This window comes from Phaeacidiphilus oryzae TH49 (assembly GCF_000744815.1).
Classification (GTDB): domain Bacteria; phylum Actinomycetota; class Actinomycetes; order Streptomycetales; family Streptomycetaceae; genus Phaeacidiphilus; species Phaeacidiphilus oryzae.
In genome coordinates, this window is record NZ_JQMQ01000005.1 from 4,636,490 (window position 1) to 4,654,414 (window position 17,925).

Consider the following 17,925-nt stretch of genomic DNA (forward strand, 5'->3'; position numbering starts at 1 on the left):
GAGTAACGTGTTCGGCATGAGCCGAACTGTGGTCGACGGGCCCGATATCGCCGCCGTCGCGGCGTTGTTGGGCGACGCCTCCCGGGCCGCCATGATCACCGCACTCATGGACGATCTGCGGCTGCCGGCGAGCGAGTTGGCCCGGCTCGCCGGCGTCGGCAAGTCGACGGCCAGCGAGCACCTCGGCCGCCTGGTCGACAACGGCCTGCTGGCGACGGAGCGCTGCGGCCGGCACACCTACTACCGGATCGCCGATCCGCTGGTGGGCCGGGCGCTGGAGACGCTGGCGATGCTGGCGCCGCAGCGGGCGCCGAACTCCCTGCGCTCGGCCCGCCGCCAGGACGAGCTGGCCCGCGCCCGGCTGTGCTACGACCACCTGGCCGGGCGCCTCGGCGTGGCGCTCGCCGACGCGCTGGTCCGGCAGGGGCTGCTGCGCGAGGCGGAGGGCGCGCTGCACGTCGTCCCCGGGGCCTGGGACTCCCGCGCGCCGCTGGGCATCACCTGCGACACCTCGGGGGCCGGCCGCCGGCCGCTCGCGCGGGGCTGCGTGGACTGGACGGTACGCCGCCACCACCTGGCCGGGGCGCTGGGCGCGGCGCTCTCCCAGCGGATGTTCGAGCTCGGCTGGATCCGGCGCCGCCGCGACAAGGAGCGGGCCGTGGCACTGACCGATGCGGGGGCCGAAGGGGTGCGGGACGTGTTCGGCCTGGACGAGGAGCTGACGGCGGCGGTGGTCTCGGGCTGACCGGGGCCGGCGGGGCTGCTCCCGGGCCGCAGGCCGGTCAGGCGGTCGGCTGGACGGCCGCGCAGGCGGCTCGGCAGGCGGCTCGGCAGGCGGTTCGGCACACGGGGGTCGGCGCCGCCTCAGCACTGCGGCCGCGCCGCTTCAGCGCGGGCGCAGGGCGGCGAGGAGGCGCAGCGACTCCAGCGCGGCCCGCACATGCGGACCCTCCAGCCGGTACATCCGGGCGCGGCCGCGCGGCGTCACCCTGAGCAGCCCCTGGTCCACCAGGTGGGCGAGGTGGCTGCTGGCCGTCGAGGCCGACACCTCGGCCGCCGCGGCGAGTTCACCGGCCGAGCACTCCGCCCGGTCCGCCAGGGCCAGCAGCATCTCGGCCCGGGCCGGGACGGCGAAGAGCGCGGCCGCCTTGGCCAGGTCCACCTGAGGGGTCGCCCGGGGGAGGCGGGGGGCGGTCATGTCGGTATCCCTCTCTCGTGGATGGTTCGACCTGCACCGAACGGTCCGCAGGCGACGATGTCCCACATGTCCTCATCGCCGAACGCTTCCCCCACCCAGCACCGCTCTCTCCCAGTAAGTACCACACCCCTCGCTCGGCGCTCGGTGGTTCTCGGCGTCATGTGCGCCGGGATGTTCCTGGTCCAGCTCGACGTCACGGTCGTCAACGTCGCGCTTCCGCACATCGGCCAGGCGCTCTCGGCCGGCCTCTCGGGGCTGCAGTGGGTGGTCGACTCCTACACCGTGGTGCTCGCCGCCTGCCTCCTCGGGGCCGGTGTGATCGGCGACCGCTGGGGACATCGCACGGTCGCCGTCACCGGGCTCGCCCTCTTCGGCGTCACCTCACTGCTGTGCGGGCTGGCCCCGAGCACGGGTGTCCTGGTGGCCTCGCGGGCACTCCAGGGGCTGGCGGCGGCGCTGCTGCTGCCGAGCACCCTGGCGGTGGTCCACCGCGCGTTCCCCGGCCGGGAGGAGAAGGCCCGCGCGCTGGGGATCTGGGCCGGGGTCTCCGCCCTGGCCCTGCCGGCCGGGCCGCTGCTGGGCGGGGCGCTGGTGACGGCGGCGGGCTGGCGGGCGGTCTTCCTGATCAACCTGCCGGTGGTCGCGGTGGCCCTCGTCCTCACCCTGCGGGTGGTCCGCAGGGACGAGCCGAACCGCGGCAGCCACCTCGACCTGCCGGGCGTACTGGCCGCGATGGTGGCGCTGACCGCGATGGTCTACTGCGCGATCTCGGCCGGCCATTCCGGGGGGTCCGCGGCCACCTGGGCGGCGGCGGCGGTCGCGGTGCTCGGACTGCTCGCGCTGCTGGTGCGGGAGCGGCGGACGGCCGAGCCGATGTTCCCGCCGGCGCTGATGCGCAAGCTGGACTTCGTGGGCGCGAACGCCGTCGCGGCGGCCATGAACTTCGTCGGCATCGGCGCGGTCTTCGTGGTGACCCTCTACCTCCAGGGGGTGCAGCACCACGACGCCCTGGTCGCAGGGGTGATGCTGCTGCCGCTGTTCATCCCGCTCGCCGTCTGCGCGCCGTTCACCGGCCGCCTCGCCGCGCGCTACGGGCCCCGGCCGCCGATGCTCGGCGGACTGCTGCTCGGCACCGCGGGGACGGCCTGCCTGCTGCTGCTCCAGCCGGACTCCGGGTACCCGCTGCTGGTCCCCGTCCTCCTCGGGCTCGGGCTCGGGATGGGGCTGCTGACGCCCTCGGTGGTCGCCGCCGCTCTGCAGGCGGGACCGCCGGACCGGCCCGGGCTCTCCTCCGGGGTGAACAACACCGCACGGCAGGCCGCGGGCGCGCTGGGGATCGCGGTCTTCGGCGCGATCGCCCAGGACCCGGCGGCCGCCCAGCGGTTCGCCTCCGGCCTCCACGCCATCGGCGTGCTGTCCGTGGTGCTGTGGCTGGCGGCGGCGGCCCTGACGCTGCGCGCGGTGCCCCGGCTGGCCAAGTGACGGCCACTCACCGGCGCGGGAAACGCAGGAAGCCAAGGAAGCCAAGGAAGCCAAGGAAGCCAAGGAAGCCAAGGAAACCAAGGAAAGACGAAGGGACGAGGGACTCATGACCATCCACGGCACCGGACCGTCCGTCACCAGCGGCGAGGTCAGGGAGCGCCTGGCGCTGCACGGCCACCGGATGCCCGCCGCCTGGCAGGTGCCGCAGGCGCCGGGGACCCGGATCCCGGCCAGCCTGGTCCGCCGGGTGGGCGACCGGCTGTACGTCTCGGGGCACATCCCCACCAGCGAGGAGGGCGTGGTCACCGGCCCCTACGGCAAGGTGGGGGAGGAGCTGGACCTCCTCGGCGCCCAGCAGGCGGCGATCAGGACCCTCCTCTCCCTCCTCGCGAGCGTCGAGCGGGCGGCGGGCGACCTCGCCGCCGTGCGGGCCTGGTGCTCACTCCACTGCATGGTCAACTCCGCGCCCGGGTTCACCGACTTCCCGGCGGTCTTCAATCCGGCCTCCCGGCTGCTGGTCGACGTCTTCGGCGAGGAGATCGGCGGCCACGCGCGGGTGGCCGTGGGCGTCGCCGGGCTGCCGTGGAACCTGCCGGTGGAGATCGAGGCGGAGGTGGAGCTGCACCCGGCGTGACTCAGCCGCGGAGGCGCTGGAGCCGGGCCGCCGCCTCCCGGAGCACCTCCTCCTTCTTGCAGAAGGTGAAGCGGACCTGGCTGCGGCCGGCCTCCGGGTCGTCGTAGAAGACGGAGTTGGGGACCGCCACCACCCCGCACCGCTCCGGCAGGGAGCGGCAGAAGGCGTAGGCGTCCTTGGCGCCGAAGGGGGCGATGTCGGTGGTGATGAAGTATGTGCCCTGCGGCTCGTAGACCTCGAAGCCGGCGGCGCGCAGCCCCGCGTCGAGGAGGTCGCGCCGGCGCCGCAGGCTCGCGCGGAAGTCCTCGTAGTACGCGTCGGGGAGGCGGAGGGCCTCCGCCACCGCGTACTGGAAGGGGCCGGCGCTGACGTAGGTCAGGTACTGCTTGGCCGTCCGCACGGCCGCGACGAGGGGTGCGGCGGCCGTGACCCAGCCGACCTTCCAGCCGGTGAAGGAGAAGGTCTTGCCGGCCGAGGAGATGGAGACGGTGCGCTCCCGCATCCCGGGGAGGGCGGCGATCGGCCGGTGGGCGCCCTCGAAGACCAGGTGCTCGTAGACCTCGTCGGTGACCACCAGGAGGTCGTGCTCGACCGCGAGGGCGGCGATCGCCCTCAGCTCCTCGTCGTCGAGCACCATCCCGGTCGGGTTGTGCGGGGAGTTCAGCAGCAGGAGGCGGGTGCTCGGGGTGATGAGGGCGCGCAGTTCGTCCAGGTCGGGGCGGAAGGACGGGGCGCGCAGGGTGAACGGGACGCGCTTGGCCCCGGCCATCGCGATGCAGGCGGCGTAGGAGTCGTAGAACGGCTCGAAGGCGATGACCTCGTCGCCGGGTTCGAGGAGGGCGAGCATCGAGGCGGCGATGGCCTCGGTGGCGCCGGCGGTCACCAGCACCTCGGTGTCCGGATCGAAGTCCAGTCCGTAGAAGCGGAGTTGGTGCTCGGCGACGGCGGCGCGCAGCTCCGGGACGCCGGGCCCCGGCGGGTACTGGTTGCCGCGGCCCTCGCGCAGCGCGCGGACGGCCGCTTCGCGGACCGCCTCCGGGCCGTCGGTGTCGGGGAAGCCCTGGCCCAGGTTGATCGCGCCGGTCGTGGTGGCGAGTGCGGACATCTCGGCGAAGATGGTCGTGCCCATGCCTTCGAGGCTGCGGTTGAGCAGGGGTCGTCGGCGGTCCGCGGCGGGGGTGCTGGCCTGGGTGGTCATGGGGCGGCGTCCAATCCTCGACTGATCTTCCGATGCTAGCGCTGCGCGCGGGGCGGAGCCGGGCGGCGATCGAGGGGGCGATCCGCGACCGTCACCGGGTGCGGCGACGCTTCGGGGGGCTTCGGCGGGGGGTGCTGTGGAGGACTGGACGGGGTGCGTCCGCCCTCTGTCGTAGGTCACGGGGCGCGCCTAGAGTTGGCGCACATCAGAGCCGTCTGGGAGGGCAGATGACCCATATCTCAGTAAAGATCGACGGCACGACGTACGAAGACGAAGTGGAGCCGCGGCTCCTGCTCGTCCACTATCTGCGCGACCGGTTGGGACTGACCGGGACACCCGTCGGCTGCGACACCGGCAACTGCGGGGCCTGCACGGTGGAGCTCGACGGGGACTCGGTGAAGAGCTGCTCCGTGCTCGCCGTGCAGGCGGACGGCTGCGCGGTGACCACCGTCCAGGGGCTGGCCAAGGACGGCCGCTGGCACCGGCTGCAGCAGTCCTTCCACGAGAACCACGGACTGCAGTGCGGCTACTGCACCCCCGGGATGATCATGGCCGCGCGCGACCTCCTCAAGGACAACCCCCACCCCACCGCCCAGGAGGTGCGGCACGGCCTGGAGGGCAACCTCTGCCGCTGCACCGGCTACCAGAACATCGTGCGGGCGGTTCTGGCCGCGGCGGAGTCCGGAGAGGAGGGCCGATAAGATGACGATCAGTCAGGAAGCCGAGCCGGTCAGGGAGTTCGGCCGGGCGCGCAAGCGCCGGGAGGACGCCCGGCTGGTGACAGGGCAGACCAACTGGACCGACAACATCCAGCCCACGGGCGCCCTCCACCTCGCCTTCGTGCGCAGCCCGATGGCCCACGCCAGGATCGACCGGGTGGACGTCTCCGCCGCCCTGGAGCGCCCCGGCGTCCTCGCCGCCTACAGCGGCGCCGACCTCGCCGCCGAACTGGGCTCGCTGCCCTGCGGCAACCAGGTCACCCCGGACATGGTGAACCCCGGCCACCCGCCGCTCGCCGTCGACGAGGTGCGCTACCAGGGCGACGCGGTGGCGGTGATCGTCGCCCGCGACCGCTACTCCGCCGCGGACGCCGTGGAGGCGGTCGAGGTGGACTACGGCCCGCTGCCGGCCGTCATCGACATGGAGGTCGCGCTCGCCGAGGGCGCGCCCCTGGTCCACGAGTCCACCGGCAGCAACCGCTGCTACACCGTGGAGATCCCCAGCGGCGAGGACTACGACTCGGTGCGCGGCCGCGCCGACGTGGTCGTCAAGCGGCGGTTCCGGCAGCAGCGGCTGCTGCCCTCCGCGATGGAGCCGCGCGCCGTGGTGGTCGAACCGCCCACCGGCGGCGACCAGTTCACCGTCTACTCCTCCACCCAGGTGCCGCACATCCTGCGGGTGATGCTCGCCCTGGTGACCGGCATCCCCGAGCACAAGCTGCGGGTGGTCGCCCCGGACGTCGGCGGCGGCTTCGGGTCCAAGCTCAACGTGTACGCCGAGGAGGTGGTGGCCCTCGTCCTGGCCAAGCGGCTCGGCCGCGCGGTGAAGTGGACCGCGGCCCGCTCCGAGGACCTCCTCACCACCCACCACGGCCGGGACCAGATCCAGGACGTGGAGGTCGCCGCCACCCGGGACGGCAAGCTCCTCGGCCTCAAGGTCGACCTCCTCGCCGACATGGGCGCCTACCTGATGCTGAACACCCCGGCCGTGCCGCTGCTGGGCGCCTCGATGTTCCCCGCCATCTACAAGATGGACGCCTACCGCTTCACCTGCACCGGCGTCTTCACCACCAAGACCCCCACCGACGCCTACCGCGGCGCCGGCCGCCCTGAGGCCACCTTCGCCATCGAGCGGATCATGGACGAGCTGGCCGACGAACTCGGCCTGGACCCGATCGAGCTGCGCCGCCGCAACTGGATCAGGCACGAGGAGTTCCCGTACCCCAGCATCGGCGGGGTCACCTACGACTCCGGCAACTACGAGGCCGCGACCGAGAAGGCGCTCGCCCTCTTCGGCTACGACCAGCTGCGGGACGAGCAGCGCAAGCGGGTGGAGAGCGGCGACCCGGTGCGGATCGGCATCGGCGTCTCCACCTTCACCGAGATGTGCGGCCTCGGGCCCAGCCGGGCGATGGGCCAGGCCGGCTCCGCGGCCGGCGGCTGGGAGGCGGCCACCGTACGGGTGCTGCCGACCGGCAAGGTCGAGGTGGTCACCGGGACCAGCCCGCACGGCCAGGGGCATGTCACCTCCTGGTCGCAGCTGGTCGCGGACGCGCTGGGGGTGCCCTTCGACGACGTCGAGGTGGTGCACAGCGACACCAGGGCCGCCCCGCAGGGCCTGGACACCTACGGCTCGCGCTCGCTGGCCGTCGGCGGCGTCGCCATCCACCAGGCGGCCGGGCGGGTGGTGGACAAGGCCCGGACGGTCGCCGCCCACCTCCTCGAAGTCGCCGAGCAGGACCTGCGGTTCGAGAACGGCGCGTTCAGCGTGGCCGGCGACCCGGACGCGAAGAAGACCATCCAGGAGATCGCCTTCGAGGCGTTCACCGCCCACAACCTGCCGGACGGCACCGAGCCCTCGCTCTCCGCCTCCAGCGTCTACGACCCGATCGACTTCTCCTACCCGCACGGCACCCACCTGTGCGCGGTCGAGGTCGACACCGAGACCGGGCGGACGAGGATCCGCTCCTACGTCTGCGTGGACGACATCGGCAAGGTGGTCAACCCGCTGATCGCGGAGGGCCAGGTGCACGGCGGACTCGCCCAGGGCATCGCCCAGGCGCTCTTCGAGGAGGCCGCCTTCGACGAGGACGGCAACATGGTGACCGGCACCCTCGCCGACTATCTGGTGCCCTCCGCCGCCGACCTGCCGGACTTCACCACCGACCGCACCGAGACCCCGGCCACCACCAACCCGCTGGGCGTCAAGGGCGTCGGCGAGGCCGGCACCATCGCCTCCACCCCCGCGGTGGTCAACGCGGTGGTGAACGCGCTGCGCCCGTTCGGCGTCCAGGACGTCGAGATGCCCTGCACCCCCGAGCGGGTCTGGCGAGCCGCCAACTCCACTGCCACGGAAGGAGGTTCGGGCCGATGATCCCCGCTGCCTTCGACTACGAGCGGCCGGAGACCGAGGAGGCCGCCGTACGGCTGCTGGCCGAGGCCGCCGGAGCCGACCGGGAGGCCAAGGTGCTGGCCGGCGGCCAGTCGCTGCTGCCCATGCTGCGGCTCCGCCTCGCCTTCCCCGAACTGGTCGTCGACGTCGGCCGGATCCCCGGCCTGCGCGGCGTCCGCGAGGACGGCGACAAGCTCGCCATCGGCGCCCTGACCACCCACCACGAGGTGATCCGGGACCCCCTGGTGCAGCGGTACGCGACCCTGCTGGCGCAGGCCACCGCGACCGTCGCGGACCCCGCCGTACGCCACCGCGGCACCCTCGGCGGCTCGCTGGCGCACGCCGACCCGGCGGCCGACCTGCCCTCGGTGGCGCTCGCCCTGGACGCCGAGTTCACCGCCGTCGGTCCCGGCGGCCGGCGGACCGTCCCGGCCCGCGAGTTCTTCGCCGACTACCTGCAGACCGCCCTCGCCCCGGACGAGCTCCTCACCGAGGTCCGCGTCCCCAAGTACGACGCCGACCAGGGCTGGGGCAGCCACTACGAGAAGTTCAACAAGACCGCGCAGGCCTGGGCGGTGGTCGGCGTCGCCGCCGCGGTACGCCGGGAGAACGGGCGGCTGGCCGAGGCCAGGATCGGCCTCACCAACATGGGCAGCACGCCCCTGCGGGCCGCCGCCGCGGAGGCGGCACTCGCCGGGGCCGACACCCGCGATCCGGGCGCGGTCGCCGGGGCCGCCGAGTCGGCCGCCGAGGGCACCCGGCCGCCGAGCGACCTCGGGGGTTCCGCCGACTACCGGGCGCACCTGGCGAAGGTGCTGACCCGGCGGGCGGTACTCGCGGCGGCGGGGGTCGCGTGAGCGAGCAGTCCCAGCGCACCGACGGGTCCGGGGGTGCGGCGGCCGGCCAGGCCGGCGCCGGCGCCCCCGGCTCGCCGGCCGCGCTCCGCGCCCGCATCGAGTCCACCGGCTACCTCCTCGACGACGGCCTGGCCATCGCCTGCTTCCTGGCCTTGGAGCTGCGCCGCCCGATCTTCTGCGAGGGCGACGCGGGCACCGGCAAGACGGCGCTGGCCGGAGCCCTCGCCGAGGTGCTCGGCGGGCCGCTGGTCCGGCTCCAGTGCTACGAGGGGATCGACTCCGCGCAGGCCCTCTACGACTGGGACTTCCCCCGCCAGCTCCTCCACCTGCGGGCCTCCGAGGCGGCCGGGATCACCGACCCGGAGCGGGTGGAGGGCGAGCTGTACAGCCGCCGCTTCCTCCTCCGCCGCCCGCTGCTGCAGGCCCTGGAGGCCGGGCCGACGGCGGTGCTGCTGATCGACGAGATCGACCGGGCCGACGACGAGTTCGAGGCGTTCCTGCTGGAGCTCCTCTCCGACTTCAGCATCACCATCCCGGAGCTCGGGACGATGCGGGCCGAGCGGCCACCGGTGGTCATCCTCACCTCCAACCGCACCCGCGAGGTGCACGACGCGCTGAAGCGGCGCTGCCTCTACCACTGGTTCGAACACCCCTCCTTCGCAAGGGAGCTGGCCATCGTCCGGCGCCGGCTGCCCCAGGTCTCGGCCCGGCTGGCCGGCCAGGTCACCGCGGCCGCGCAGGCGCTGCGCGAGGCCGACCTGGTCAAGCCGCCCGGAGTGGCGGAGACCCTGGACTGGGCCCAGGCGCTGCACGCCCTGGGCGCCGGCGAGCTGGACGCGGAACTCGCCGTGGCCACCCTCGGATCGGTGCTCAAGTACCGCGAGGACGTCCTGCGCGCCCAGACCCTCGACCTGGACGCCGTGCTGGCGGGGGCCAGGTGACGTGACGGAACCGGGGAACGGCACGCTGGACGACCCGCTGCGGGGCCCGCTCGGCCTCGTACGGGCGCTGCGGGCCGCCGGGGTCGAGGCGGGGCAGGAGCGGGCCGGGGCCTTCCTCCGCGCCCTCGACCGGCTCGACGCCACCCGCAGGCCCGACGTGTACTGGGCCGGCCGGCTGACCCTGTGCGCCGACCCCGACCAGCTCGTCCGCTACGACCGGGTCTTCGAGGCCTACTTCAGCGACCGGGACGGCGTGCCCCGGGAGCGGCGCCCGCCCCGGCGGCGCCCCAGCCCCACCCTCGCCGCCGTCGCCGAGCCGCCCCGGCGGCCCGACCGGCCAGAACCCGAGCCCGAGCAGCCCCCGGCCACCGCGCTGGCCAGCGCGGCGGAGACCCTGCGGCACCGCGACGTGTCCGCCCTGACCGCCGAGGAGCGGCGCCAACTGGCCTTGCTGCTGGCCGAGTTCACCCTCCCCGGGGAGTCCCGCAGCACCGCGCGGCGGCAGCCCTCCCGGCGCGGGGCCGTCGACCCCAGGCGGACCGTGCGCGAACTCCTCCGGCACGGCGGCGAGCCGGCCAGGCTGCGCCGCCGGGCGCGGAGCACCATCCCCCGGCGGGTCGTCCTGCTGCTGGACATCAGCGGCTCGATGGCCCCCTACGCCGACGCGCTGCTGCGCTTCGCCCATGCGGCGGGGCGGGGGAGGGGCGGAGCCGGCGGCCGTACCGAGGTGTTCACCCTCGGCACCCGGCTGACCCGGATCACCCGCGAACTCGCCCACCGCGACCCGGACTTCGCTCTCCGCGCGGTCGGCGAGGCGGCACCGGACTGGAGCGGCGGCACCAGACTCGGCGAGACCCTCCGCCAGTTCCTCGACCAGTGGGGGCGGCGGGGCACCGCCCGGGGCGCGGTGGTCGTCCTCCTCTCGGACGGCTGGGAGCGCGGCGACCCCGAGCTGCTGGAGGAGCAGATGCGCCGGCTGCACCGGCTGGCCCACCGGGTCGTCTGGGCCAACCCGCGCAAGGCCCGCCCCGGCTACGCCCCGCTCGCCGCCGGGATGGCGGCGGCGCTGCGCTCGGGCGGGGTGGACGCCTTCGTCGAGGGACACAGCCTGGCCGCGCTGGAGCGGCTGGCGGCGGTGGTACGCGGTGTACGAGACGATTGATCTGGAGGATCAGGACCATGGAGCTACAGCAGGAGTTCACCGTCCCCGTGGAGGTCGAGGAGGCCTGGCGGGCGCTGCTCGACATCGAGTCGGTGGCCCCCTGCATGCCGGGGACGACCGTCGAGTCCTACGACGGTGAGACGATCAAGGGCTCGGTGAAGGTCAAGGTCGGCCCGATCACCCTGACCTACCGAGGCAACGCGGTCTTCGAGGAGCGCGACGAGGCGGCCCGGCGGGTCGTCCTGGCGGCGGACGGGCGCGACTCCCGGGGGCAGGGGACGGCACGGGCGAAGGTCACCGGCGTGCTGACGCCCTCCGAGAAGGGGGACGGGACGGCGGTCAGGGTCACCGTCGATCTGACGGTCACGGGCCGGCCCGCGCAGTTCGGGCGCGGGGTGATCGCCGATGTGGGCGACCGGCTGACCTCCACCTTCGCGCAGAACCTCGCGGAGCGGCTGAGGACACCGGCGCCCTCGCAGCCGCCCGCGGCGGCGGAGGAGGAGACGGCGGCGGAGGAGAGGGAGACGGCGGAGCCCGCGCCCGCGCCCCCCGCCGAGGCCGCGCCGCTCGACCTCGGCCGCGCCGCGGCGCTCCCCGTCGCCAAGCGGTTGGCCGTCCCGCTGGCCGTCCTCGCCGTGGGGGCGCTGCTCTTCCGCGCGATCCGGCGCCGGCGCCGGGCCCGCTGACCTCTCCCCGCCGCCGCCCCCGGGCCTGAAGGGGGCGGATCAAAGGGGCGCGGAGGCACACTGCGCGCCCGCGCCCCCGGAACGCCGCCCCTGCGGGTCGCGCCTCAGTGCCAGCTGGAGAGGTACGTCGGGCCCGGCGAGCCCAGCCCCGTCGCGGTGTCGTAGCCGCGCGTCCCGCGCAGCGAGGTGTCCGCGGACTCGGTGAGGAGGGAGGTGGTGACGCCCTTGGACGCGTCGACCTTGTTGACGAAGGTGTTGCGGACCACGGCCGTCCTGCGGTCCACCACGTCCCGGAACGCGCCCTGCCGCGCCAGCGCGTACAGCGCGGGGTTGGCGAAGCCGACCGGCTTGCCGGTCTTCTGCCGCACCAGCGCCTGCAGCCCGGTGAACAGCGGAGAGGCCAGGCTGGTGCCGCCGATCTTGTACTCCCCGTACCGCGCGCTCCCGCCCGGGAAGGTCTGCGTCTGGCCCACCAGGAAGCCGGTCGCCGGATCGGCCAGCGCCGACACGTCCGGCACGGCCCGGTGCCCCGCGGGCGCCACCCCCCGCTGGTAGTCCGGCTGCGCCGAGCGCTTGCTGACGCCGCCGCCCGAGCCGCTGGTGAAGTGCCCCGGCAGGGCGGTCCAGCTCCGCTTGTCCGCGGAGAGGTCGGAGCGCTCGTCGCCCCACGGGGTCTCGAAGGCGTAGCCGCCGGAGCCGTCCAGCGCGAGGGTGGTGCCGCCGACCGCGGTCACCCACGGCAGCCCGGCCTCCTCGCCGACCTGCCGGGTCCCGGTGGCCGCCTGCTCGTCACCGTCGTCGCCGCTGGCGAAGTCGAAGCCGATGCCCTCGGCCGCGCCCTCCTGGAAGGTCCGGTCGTAGGCGGCGTCCACGGCCTTGTCGCCGTCGCTCTCCAGGCCGCCCCAGGAGCAGTTGACGACGTCCGCGAGCCGGCCGTCGACGATCTTCTGCAGCTGGTCCTGCATGGCCGTTCCGTTGCAGGTGGCCGCGCCGAAGTAGTGGAGCTTGGCGGCCGGGGCGATGGCGTGCACCGCCTCCAGGTCGAGGGTCTGCTCGCCGTACCAGCCGGCGGCGTCGCAGCCGTTGGGGTGCGCCTTGTCCGGGACCGAGGTGTCGGTCCAGGAGGGGGCGTCGGTACGGGTCAGCTGGCCGGGGGCGTACGGGGCGTCGCCGTGGGCGGCCGCGTACCTGGCGGTGTCGGCGGGCGCGGTCGGCGAGTCGTAGGCGCCGACCACGGCGACGGTGGTGCCCGCGCCGGTCAGCCCGCTGGCGGTGACGCCGTAGACGTCGCGCAGCTGCCGTCCGAGGTAGCCGTTGGGGGCCCACGGCCGGACCTGCCCGTACGCGGGCGGCGTTCCGGTCGCCGGCGTGGCGCCGTAATAGGGCGAGTACGGTCCGGAGTTGACGATCGCCGGCTCCGGCCCCGGCAACGGGTCCCCGGGCACCTTGGCCACCGCCGACCAGGGCTGGACCAGTCGCGGCGCCGTCCCCAGGTCGGTCACGGTGAGGACGTCGGAGGCCAGCCGGGCGGGGACGGAGACGTCCGAGGCGGGCGCGAGGTAGCGCCGGCCGCTTCGGACGAAGCCGCGCAGCCCCGCGCCGAAGGCCCGCTCGGCGGCGGGGACCGGGCCCCGGACGTCGATCCGGTGGGCGTCGGCCCCGGTGATCCGCAGCCCGGCGCCGGTCAGCCAGGCCCGTACGGCCGCCGCCTGACCGGGCCTGGGCCCGAACCGCTGCCGTACCTGGGCCGGCGTCAGGTAGTGCCGGTACTGGGGCGAGGCCGGATCGGAGACGGCCTTGGCGAAGGCGGCGAGACCGGCCGGGTCCCGCTCGGCGAGATGCACCCGCGCGGTGACGATCGCCTCCCGGTCGGCCCGCTCCAGCGGAAGCGCGCGCCCGGCGCTCTCCGCGAGCACCGCCCACTCGGGCCTGGTCCCGGTGAGCGCCGCCCGGTCGGCCGAGGCGCGGGGCGCCCCCACGACCGATCCGGCGGCCCCGGCGGCGCCGACCAGGGAGAGCGCGACCGCGCCGACCGTCACTGCCATTCGCATACCCATGCGTCCACCGTCCGGTGCCCGCCGGGCGCGTCGCGCGCGGTGGTCCGCCAGCCGGGTTGACACCTCGTCAGCTGTGCCGGCGCTCCCCGGGGGTACGCGGCGGGGGAGAGGGGGCGACTCGGCCGAAACCGAACGATCCGGCATCGCGTAGGATCTTTCGTCTGCCCCGCGCGGGGGCGTCGAACGGAACAGCGGAAGAGACCAGGGGGCCATGCGCGCGCACGTCCCGGACGACAGCAGCCTGCGAACCCGCGAGACCGCGGTCGAGCAGCGCCATCTCGACGTCGTCTACCAGCGGCTGGCGGAGAAGCTCGCCGAAGCGGAGTTCATCCTCGAGGACGCGGCCAAGCGTGCCAGCGTCGGCACGCCCGGCGCCCTCGCCGAGCGGGACGCCCAGGTGTACCGGGCGGGCGCCCATCTCCAGCGTCTGAACAGCGAGTTCGAGGACTTCCTTTTCGGGCGGATCGACCTGCAGCAGCCGGACCGCCCGGAGGAGGACGGGATCCCCTCCCAGACCCCGGCCGACCCGGCCGACCCGCGGATCGCGGAGACCCTCCACATCGGCCGGATAGGCGTCCTCGACTCCGAGTACGGCCCGCTGGTCATCGACTGGCGGGCGCCGGCCGCGGCGCCCTTCTACCGGGCCACCCCGCTCAGGCCGGGGCGGGTGGTCCGCCGCCGGGTGATCCGTTCCCGCGGCCGTCGGGTGCTCGGCGTCGAGGACGACCTCCTCCGCCCCGACCTGAGGCCCACCCTCGACGGCGAGGAGCTGCCGGTGGTCGGCGACGGAGCGCTGATGGCCACCCTCGGCCGCGCGCGCTCGCACACCATGCGGGACATCGTCTCCTCCATCCAGGCCGAGCAGGACGAGGTGATCCGGGCCCCCGCCGCCGGCGCCACCCTGGTCACCGGCGGCCCCGGCACCGGGAAGACCGCGGTCGCCCTCCACCGCGCCGCGTACCTCCTCTACCAGGACCGGCGGCGCTACGCCGGCGGCATCCTGGTGGTCAGTCCCACCCCGCTGCTGGTCTCGTACACCGAGGGGGTGCTGCCCTCGCTCGGCGAGGAGGGCCAGGTCGCGATCCGCGCGGTCGGCTCCCTCGTGGACGGGGTGGAGGCGAACGGCTACGACAGCCCCGAGGCGGCCCGGGTGAAGGGCTCGGCCCGGCTCGCCCAGGTGCTGCGGCGGGCCGCGCGGCTGGCCCTGGAGGGCCCGGAGACGCCGGGAGAACTCCGGCTCACCCACCGCGGCGAGGTGCTGCGGCTGGACGGCAGGGCGCTGGCCGAGGTCCGCAGGTCGGTCTTCGGCAACTCCGGCACCCCCGTCAACCTCCTCCGCCCGCGCGCCCGGCGGCTGCTGCTGGACGCGCTGTGGCAGCGGTACACGGCGCTGCGGGGCCCGGCCCTCTCCCGGCTCGGCCGGGAGGACCTGCAACGGGAGCGGGAGGACTTCACGGACCGGATCGGCGACGCCGACGACGGGGACGGCCGCTTCGGCGCCTTCCTGGACGCCTGGTGGCCGCCGCTGACCCCGCGTCAGGTGCTGACCAGGATGGCCGCCGACCGGCGGCTGCTGTCGCGCGCCGCCCGGCGGATCCTCACCCCCGCCGAGACCGACCTCCTCGCCGACTCCTGGAAGGCGGCCGGCGAGGGCCGCACCACCGTCGCGGACGTCGCCCTCCTGGACGAGCTGCGGGTGCTGCTCGCCGAGCCGGCCGCGCCCCGCACCCCGCGCGAGGTCGACCCGGTCGACCAGCTCACCGGCCTGGACGAGGTGACGACGTACGCGGACCGGATGTCCCGGATGTACGAGCGGGAGCGCCGGGCCGCCCACGAGGCCGCCGAGCGGACCGACTACGCGCACATCATCGTCGACGAGGCCCAGGACCTGACGCCGATGCAGTGGCGGATGATCGGCCGCCGGGCGCGCAGCGCGACCTGGACCATCGTCGGCGACCCGGCGCAGTCCTCGTGGACCGACCCGGCGGAGGCGGCGGCCGCGATGGACGAGGCGATCGACGGCTTCACCGGGCGGGGCGGCGGCCGCAAGCCGCGCCGGCGGTTCGAGCTGACCACCAACTACCGCAACCCCAAGGAGATCGCGGAGGTCGCGGACGTGGTGCTGGCCCGGGCGTATCCCGAGGCGGTGCCGCCGACGGCGGTCCGCGCCACGGGGGTGGCGCCGCGGTTCGCCGCGGTCGCGGTCGAGGACGACGAGCGGTTCGGGGCGGCGGCGCGGAGCGAGGTGGCGCGGCTGCTGGAGGCGGTCGAGGGAACGGTCGGGCTCGTCGTTCCGATGGAGCGGCGGGAGGAGGCGGCGCGGTGGATCGCCGGTCTCGGGGAGCGGGCGGTCGCGCTGGGCAGCCTGGAGGCGAAGGGTCTTGAGTACGACGCCACGGTGGTCGCGGATCCGTCCGGGATCGCCGGCGAGTCGGAGGCGGGCCTCCGGGTGCTCTATGTCGCGCTGACCCGCGCGACGCAGCGGCTGACCGTCCTGTCCGGACCGCTGGACCTGCCGGACGCGACGGGCCGTCCCGCGCTGCTGACCCCCTGACGGGGGGTCGGGTCCTTCGGGAGCGCGGGGAACCGCGCGGCCCGGCGCCGACCGCACCGCATACGGCAACGGCCACCGGGCGGCAACCCGAACCCCGTTGCCGGGGGCGGCCGGGCTGCGCTCATGCCGCGCTCCGCCGCGCTCGACCGCACTCGGGAGAGTCCTGGGCGTACGGCAGGGCCCTGGGTTACAGTGGAGGCGCACCGGCTCGATCCAAGCCCCCGGGCCCAACCATAGTCGCTACGAGCGACCACTTGCCGCGAGGCGAGCATGGCGGGTCGGTGCACTTTTTATGCCCTTTTCCGGGCCGCGTGATCGATCACACTCGGTGGAATCCCGTCCCGCATTCGGAGTACCAGGCGGTAAGTGGGAACATCAAGGGATCGCAGCAGCATGTGGAACACGGAAGAAGGCCATCGATGGCGACGGTGCCCAGCGTCTCGAACTCGATCACTGTCCGGTTGGAAGTCCCGGCATCCGGCAACGCGGTGAGCCAGATCACCACCGCGGTCGAGTTCTCCGGCGGCAGCGTCACCGGTCTCGACGTCACCGCCTCGGGGCACGACCGGCTTCGGATCGATGTGACGATCGCCGCGGGCTCGGTCGCCCAGGCCGAGGAGATCGTCGAGAAGCTGCACGTCATCGACGGGATCACGATCGGTAAGGTCTCCGACCGCACCTTCCTGATGCACCTCGGCGGCAAGATCGAGATGCAGTCCAAGCACCCGATCCGCAACCGCGACGACCTCTCCATGGTCTACACCCCCGGCGTGGCCCGGGTCTGCCGCGCGATCGCGGAGAACCCCGAGGACGCCCGCCGGCTGACCATCAAGCGGAACTCGGTGGCCGTGGTCACCGACGGCTCCGCCGTCCTGGGCCTGGGCAACATCGGCCCGAAGGCCGCCCTCCCGGTGATGGAGGGCAAGGCGGCGCTCTTCAAGCGGTTCGCCGGCATCGACGCCTGGCCGCTCTGCCTGGACACCCAGGACACCGACGCCATCGTCGAGATCGTCAAGGCGATCGCCCCCGGCTTCGCCGGCATCAACCTGGAGGACATCTCCGCGCCCCGCTGCTTCGAGATCGAGGCGCGGCTGCGCGAGGCCCTGGACATCCCGGTCTTCCACGACGACCAGCACGGCACCGCCATCGTCGTCCTCGCCGCGCTGACCAACGCGCTGCGGGTGGTCGGCAAGCGGATCGAGGACGTCCGGGTGGTGATGTCCGGCGCCGGCGCGGCCGGCACCGCCATCCTCAAGCTGCTGCTCGCCGCCGGCGTCAAGCACGCGGTGGTCGCGGACATCCACGGCGTGGTGCACTCCGGCCGCGACGACCTCGGCGCGGACGGCTCGGCCCTCCACTGGATCGCCGACAACACCAACCCGGAGGGCGTCACCGGCACCCTCAAGGAGGCCGTGCGCGGCGCCGACGTCTTCATCGGCGTCTCCGCCCCCAACGTGCTGGGCGGCGAGGACGTGGCCGCGATGGCCGAGGACGCGATCGTCTTCGCGCTGGCCAACCCGGACCCGGAGATCGACCCCGCGGTGGCCCGGCTGACCGCCGCCGTGGTCGCCACCGGCCGCAGCGACTTCCCGAACCAGATCAACAACGTACTGGTCTTCCCGGGCGTCTTCCGCGGCCTGCTGGACGCCCAGTCGCGGACCGTGAACGACGAGATGATGATCGCCGCCGCCCACGCGCTGGCCGCCACGGTCCACGAGGATCAGCTGAACGCGAACTACATCATCCCCAGCGTCTTCCACTCCGAGGTGTCCAAAACGGTCGCCTCGGCCGTCCGCGAGGCCGCCGAGGCCTCCGGCGAGGCGCAGGCGAAGCCGGCCGGTTCCGAGGTGTAACGGGACGGGCGGCACCGGGATCCCGGCCCCCAGGGCCGGTCCCGGAGACCTCGGGTTCGGGCGCGCGCGGCTCTGCCGGGCGCGCCCGAACGCCTTTTGACCTGCGACGACACCCGGACGGCGAGTGGGCTGCGGCGGGCCGGGCACCCGGCGGCCCGGCCCGTCCGCGCACCGTCGGCGGACGCCGCGGGC

Annotated in this window: 14 protein-coding genes; 11 read left to right on the forward strand and 3 right to left on the reverse strand. The window is 74.5% G+C overall.

Annotated features, from left to right (window positions below; all coding sequences use genetic code 11):
* Positions 1-16: 16 nt before the first annotated feature.
* On the forward strand, positions 17-745 hold the full coding sequence (locus BS73_RS24305) for an ArsR/SmtB family transcription factor (RefSeq protein ID WP_037580869.1): 729 nt from the start codon (positions 17-19) through the stop codon (positions 743-745).
* Between the two features lie 141 nt (positions 746-886).
* On the opposite strand, the gene BS73_RS24310 is transcribed toward BS73_RS24305, so the two are convergent.
* Entirely contained in the window at positions 887-1,198 is a 312-nt protein-coding gene (locus BS73_RS24310) for an ArsR/SmtB family transcription factor (protein WP_051940426.1), read from the reverse strand.
* A gap of 144 nt (positions 1,199-1,342) precedes the next feature.
* On the opposite strand from BS73_RS24310, the gene BS73_RS24315 reads away from it, so the two are divergent.
* Together BS73_RS24315 and BS73_RS24320 are read left to right on the forward strand one after the other, a co-directional pair.
* The gene (locus BS73_RS24315) at positions 1,343-2,680 is read left to right on the forward strand and encodes an MFS transporter (protein WP_037575897.1); all 1,338 of its coding nucleotides are present in this window, start codon (positions 1,343-1,345) and stop codon (positions 2,678-2,680) included.
* 106 nt (positions 2,681-2,786) lie between these two features.
* Positions 2,787-3,314, forward strand: coding sequence for a RidA family protein (locus BS73_RS24320; protein WP_063837059.1), 528 nt, complete (start codon positions 2,787-2,789; stop codon positions 3,312-3,314).
* A gap of 1 nt (position 3,315) precedes the next feature.
* Here BS73_RS24320 and BS73_RS24325 read toward each other — a convergent pair whose 3' ends face one another.
* A complete protein-coding gene (locus BS73_RS24325) occupies positions 3,316-4,512 on the reverse strand; it encodes a pyridoxal phosphate-dependent aminotransferase (RefSeq protein WP_037575899.1) in 1,197 nt (398 codons plus the stop codon).
* Between the two features lie 227 nt (positions 4,513-4,739).
* Here BS73_RS24325 and BS73_RS24330 point away from each other — a divergent pair, with 227 nt between their 5' ends.
* Genes BS73_RS24330 through BS73_RS24355 form a run of 6 tightly spaced genes read left to right on the forward strand, consistent with a single transcriptional unit; the run spans position 4,740 to position 11,269 of the window.
* The gene (locus BS73_RS24330) at positions 4,740-5,213 is read left to right on the forward strand and encodes a (2Fe-2S)-binding protein (RefSeq protein WP_037575903.1); all 474 of its coding nucleotides are present in this window, start codon (positions 4,740-4,742) and stop codon (positions 5,211-5,213) included.
* Position 5,214: 1 nt separating this feature from the next.
* Positions 5,215-7,605, forward strand: coding sequence for a xanthine dehydrogenase family protein molybdopterin-binding subunit (locus BS73_RS24335; RefSeq protein WP_037575904.1), 2,391 nt, complete (start codon positions 5,215-5,217; stop codon positions 7,603-7,605).
* Positions 7,602-8,480, forward strand: a complete 879-nt coding sequence (locus tag BS73_RS24340) for an FAD binding domain-containing protein (RefSeq protein ID WP_037575906.1) — start codon at positions 7,602-7,604, stop codon at positions 8,478-8,480. The genes BS73_RS24335 and BS73_RS24340 overlap by 4 nt, the downstream gene beginning before the upstream one ends.
* Entirely contained in the window at positions 8,477-9,421 is a 945-nt protein-coding gene (locus BS73_RS24345) for an AAA family ATPase (RefSeq protein WP_084704324.1), read from the forward strand. The genes BS73_RS24340 and BS73_RS24345 overlap by 4 nt, the downstream gene beginning before the upstream one ends.
* Position 9,422: 1 nt before the next feature.
* A complete protein-coding gene (locus BS73_RS24350) occupies positions 9,423-10,583 on the forward strand; it encodes a vWA domain-containing protein (RefSeq protein WP_235215511.1) in 1,161 nt (386 codons plus the stop codon).
* A gap of 17 nt (positions 10,584-10,600) precedes the next feature.
* On the forward strand, positions 10,601-11,269 hold the full coding sequence (locus BS73_RS24355) for an SRPBCC family protein (RefSeq protein ID WP_037575908.1): 669 nt from the start codon (positions 10,601-10,603) through the stop codon (positions 11,267-11,269).
* A gap of 104 nt (positions 11,270-11,373) precedes the next feature.
* Here BS73_RS24355 and BS73_RS24360 read toward each other — a convergent pair whose 3' ends face one another.
* The gene (locus BS73_RS24360) at positions 11,374-13,314 is read right to left on the reverse strand and encodes a S53 family peptidase (protein WP_235215512.1); all 1,941 of its coding nucleotides are present in this window, start codon (positions 13,312-13,314) and stop codon (positions 11,374-11,376) included.
* Positions 13,315-13,537: 223 nt separating this feature from the next.
* Between BS73_RS24360 and BS73_RS24365 the strand changes: the two genes are divergently transcribed.
* Both BS73_RS24365 and BS73_RS24370 read left to right on the forward strand, forming a co-directional pair.
* The gene (locus tag BS73_RS24365; RefSeq protein WP_051940430.1) at positions 13,538-15,880 is read left to right on the forward strand and encodes a HelD family protein; all 2,343 of its coding nucleotides are present in this window, start codon (positions 13,538-13,540) and stop codon (positions 15,878-15,880) included.
* Positions 15,881-16,299: 419 nt separating this feature from the next.
* Positions 16,300-17,733: an NAD-dependent malic enzyme gene (locus BS73_RS24370; protein WP_037575916.1), complete on the forward strand. Its 1,434-nt coding sequence runs from the start codon at positions 16,300-16,302 to the stop codon at positions 17,731-17,733.
* The last annotated feature ends 192 nt before the right edge of the window (positions 17,734-17,925 follow it).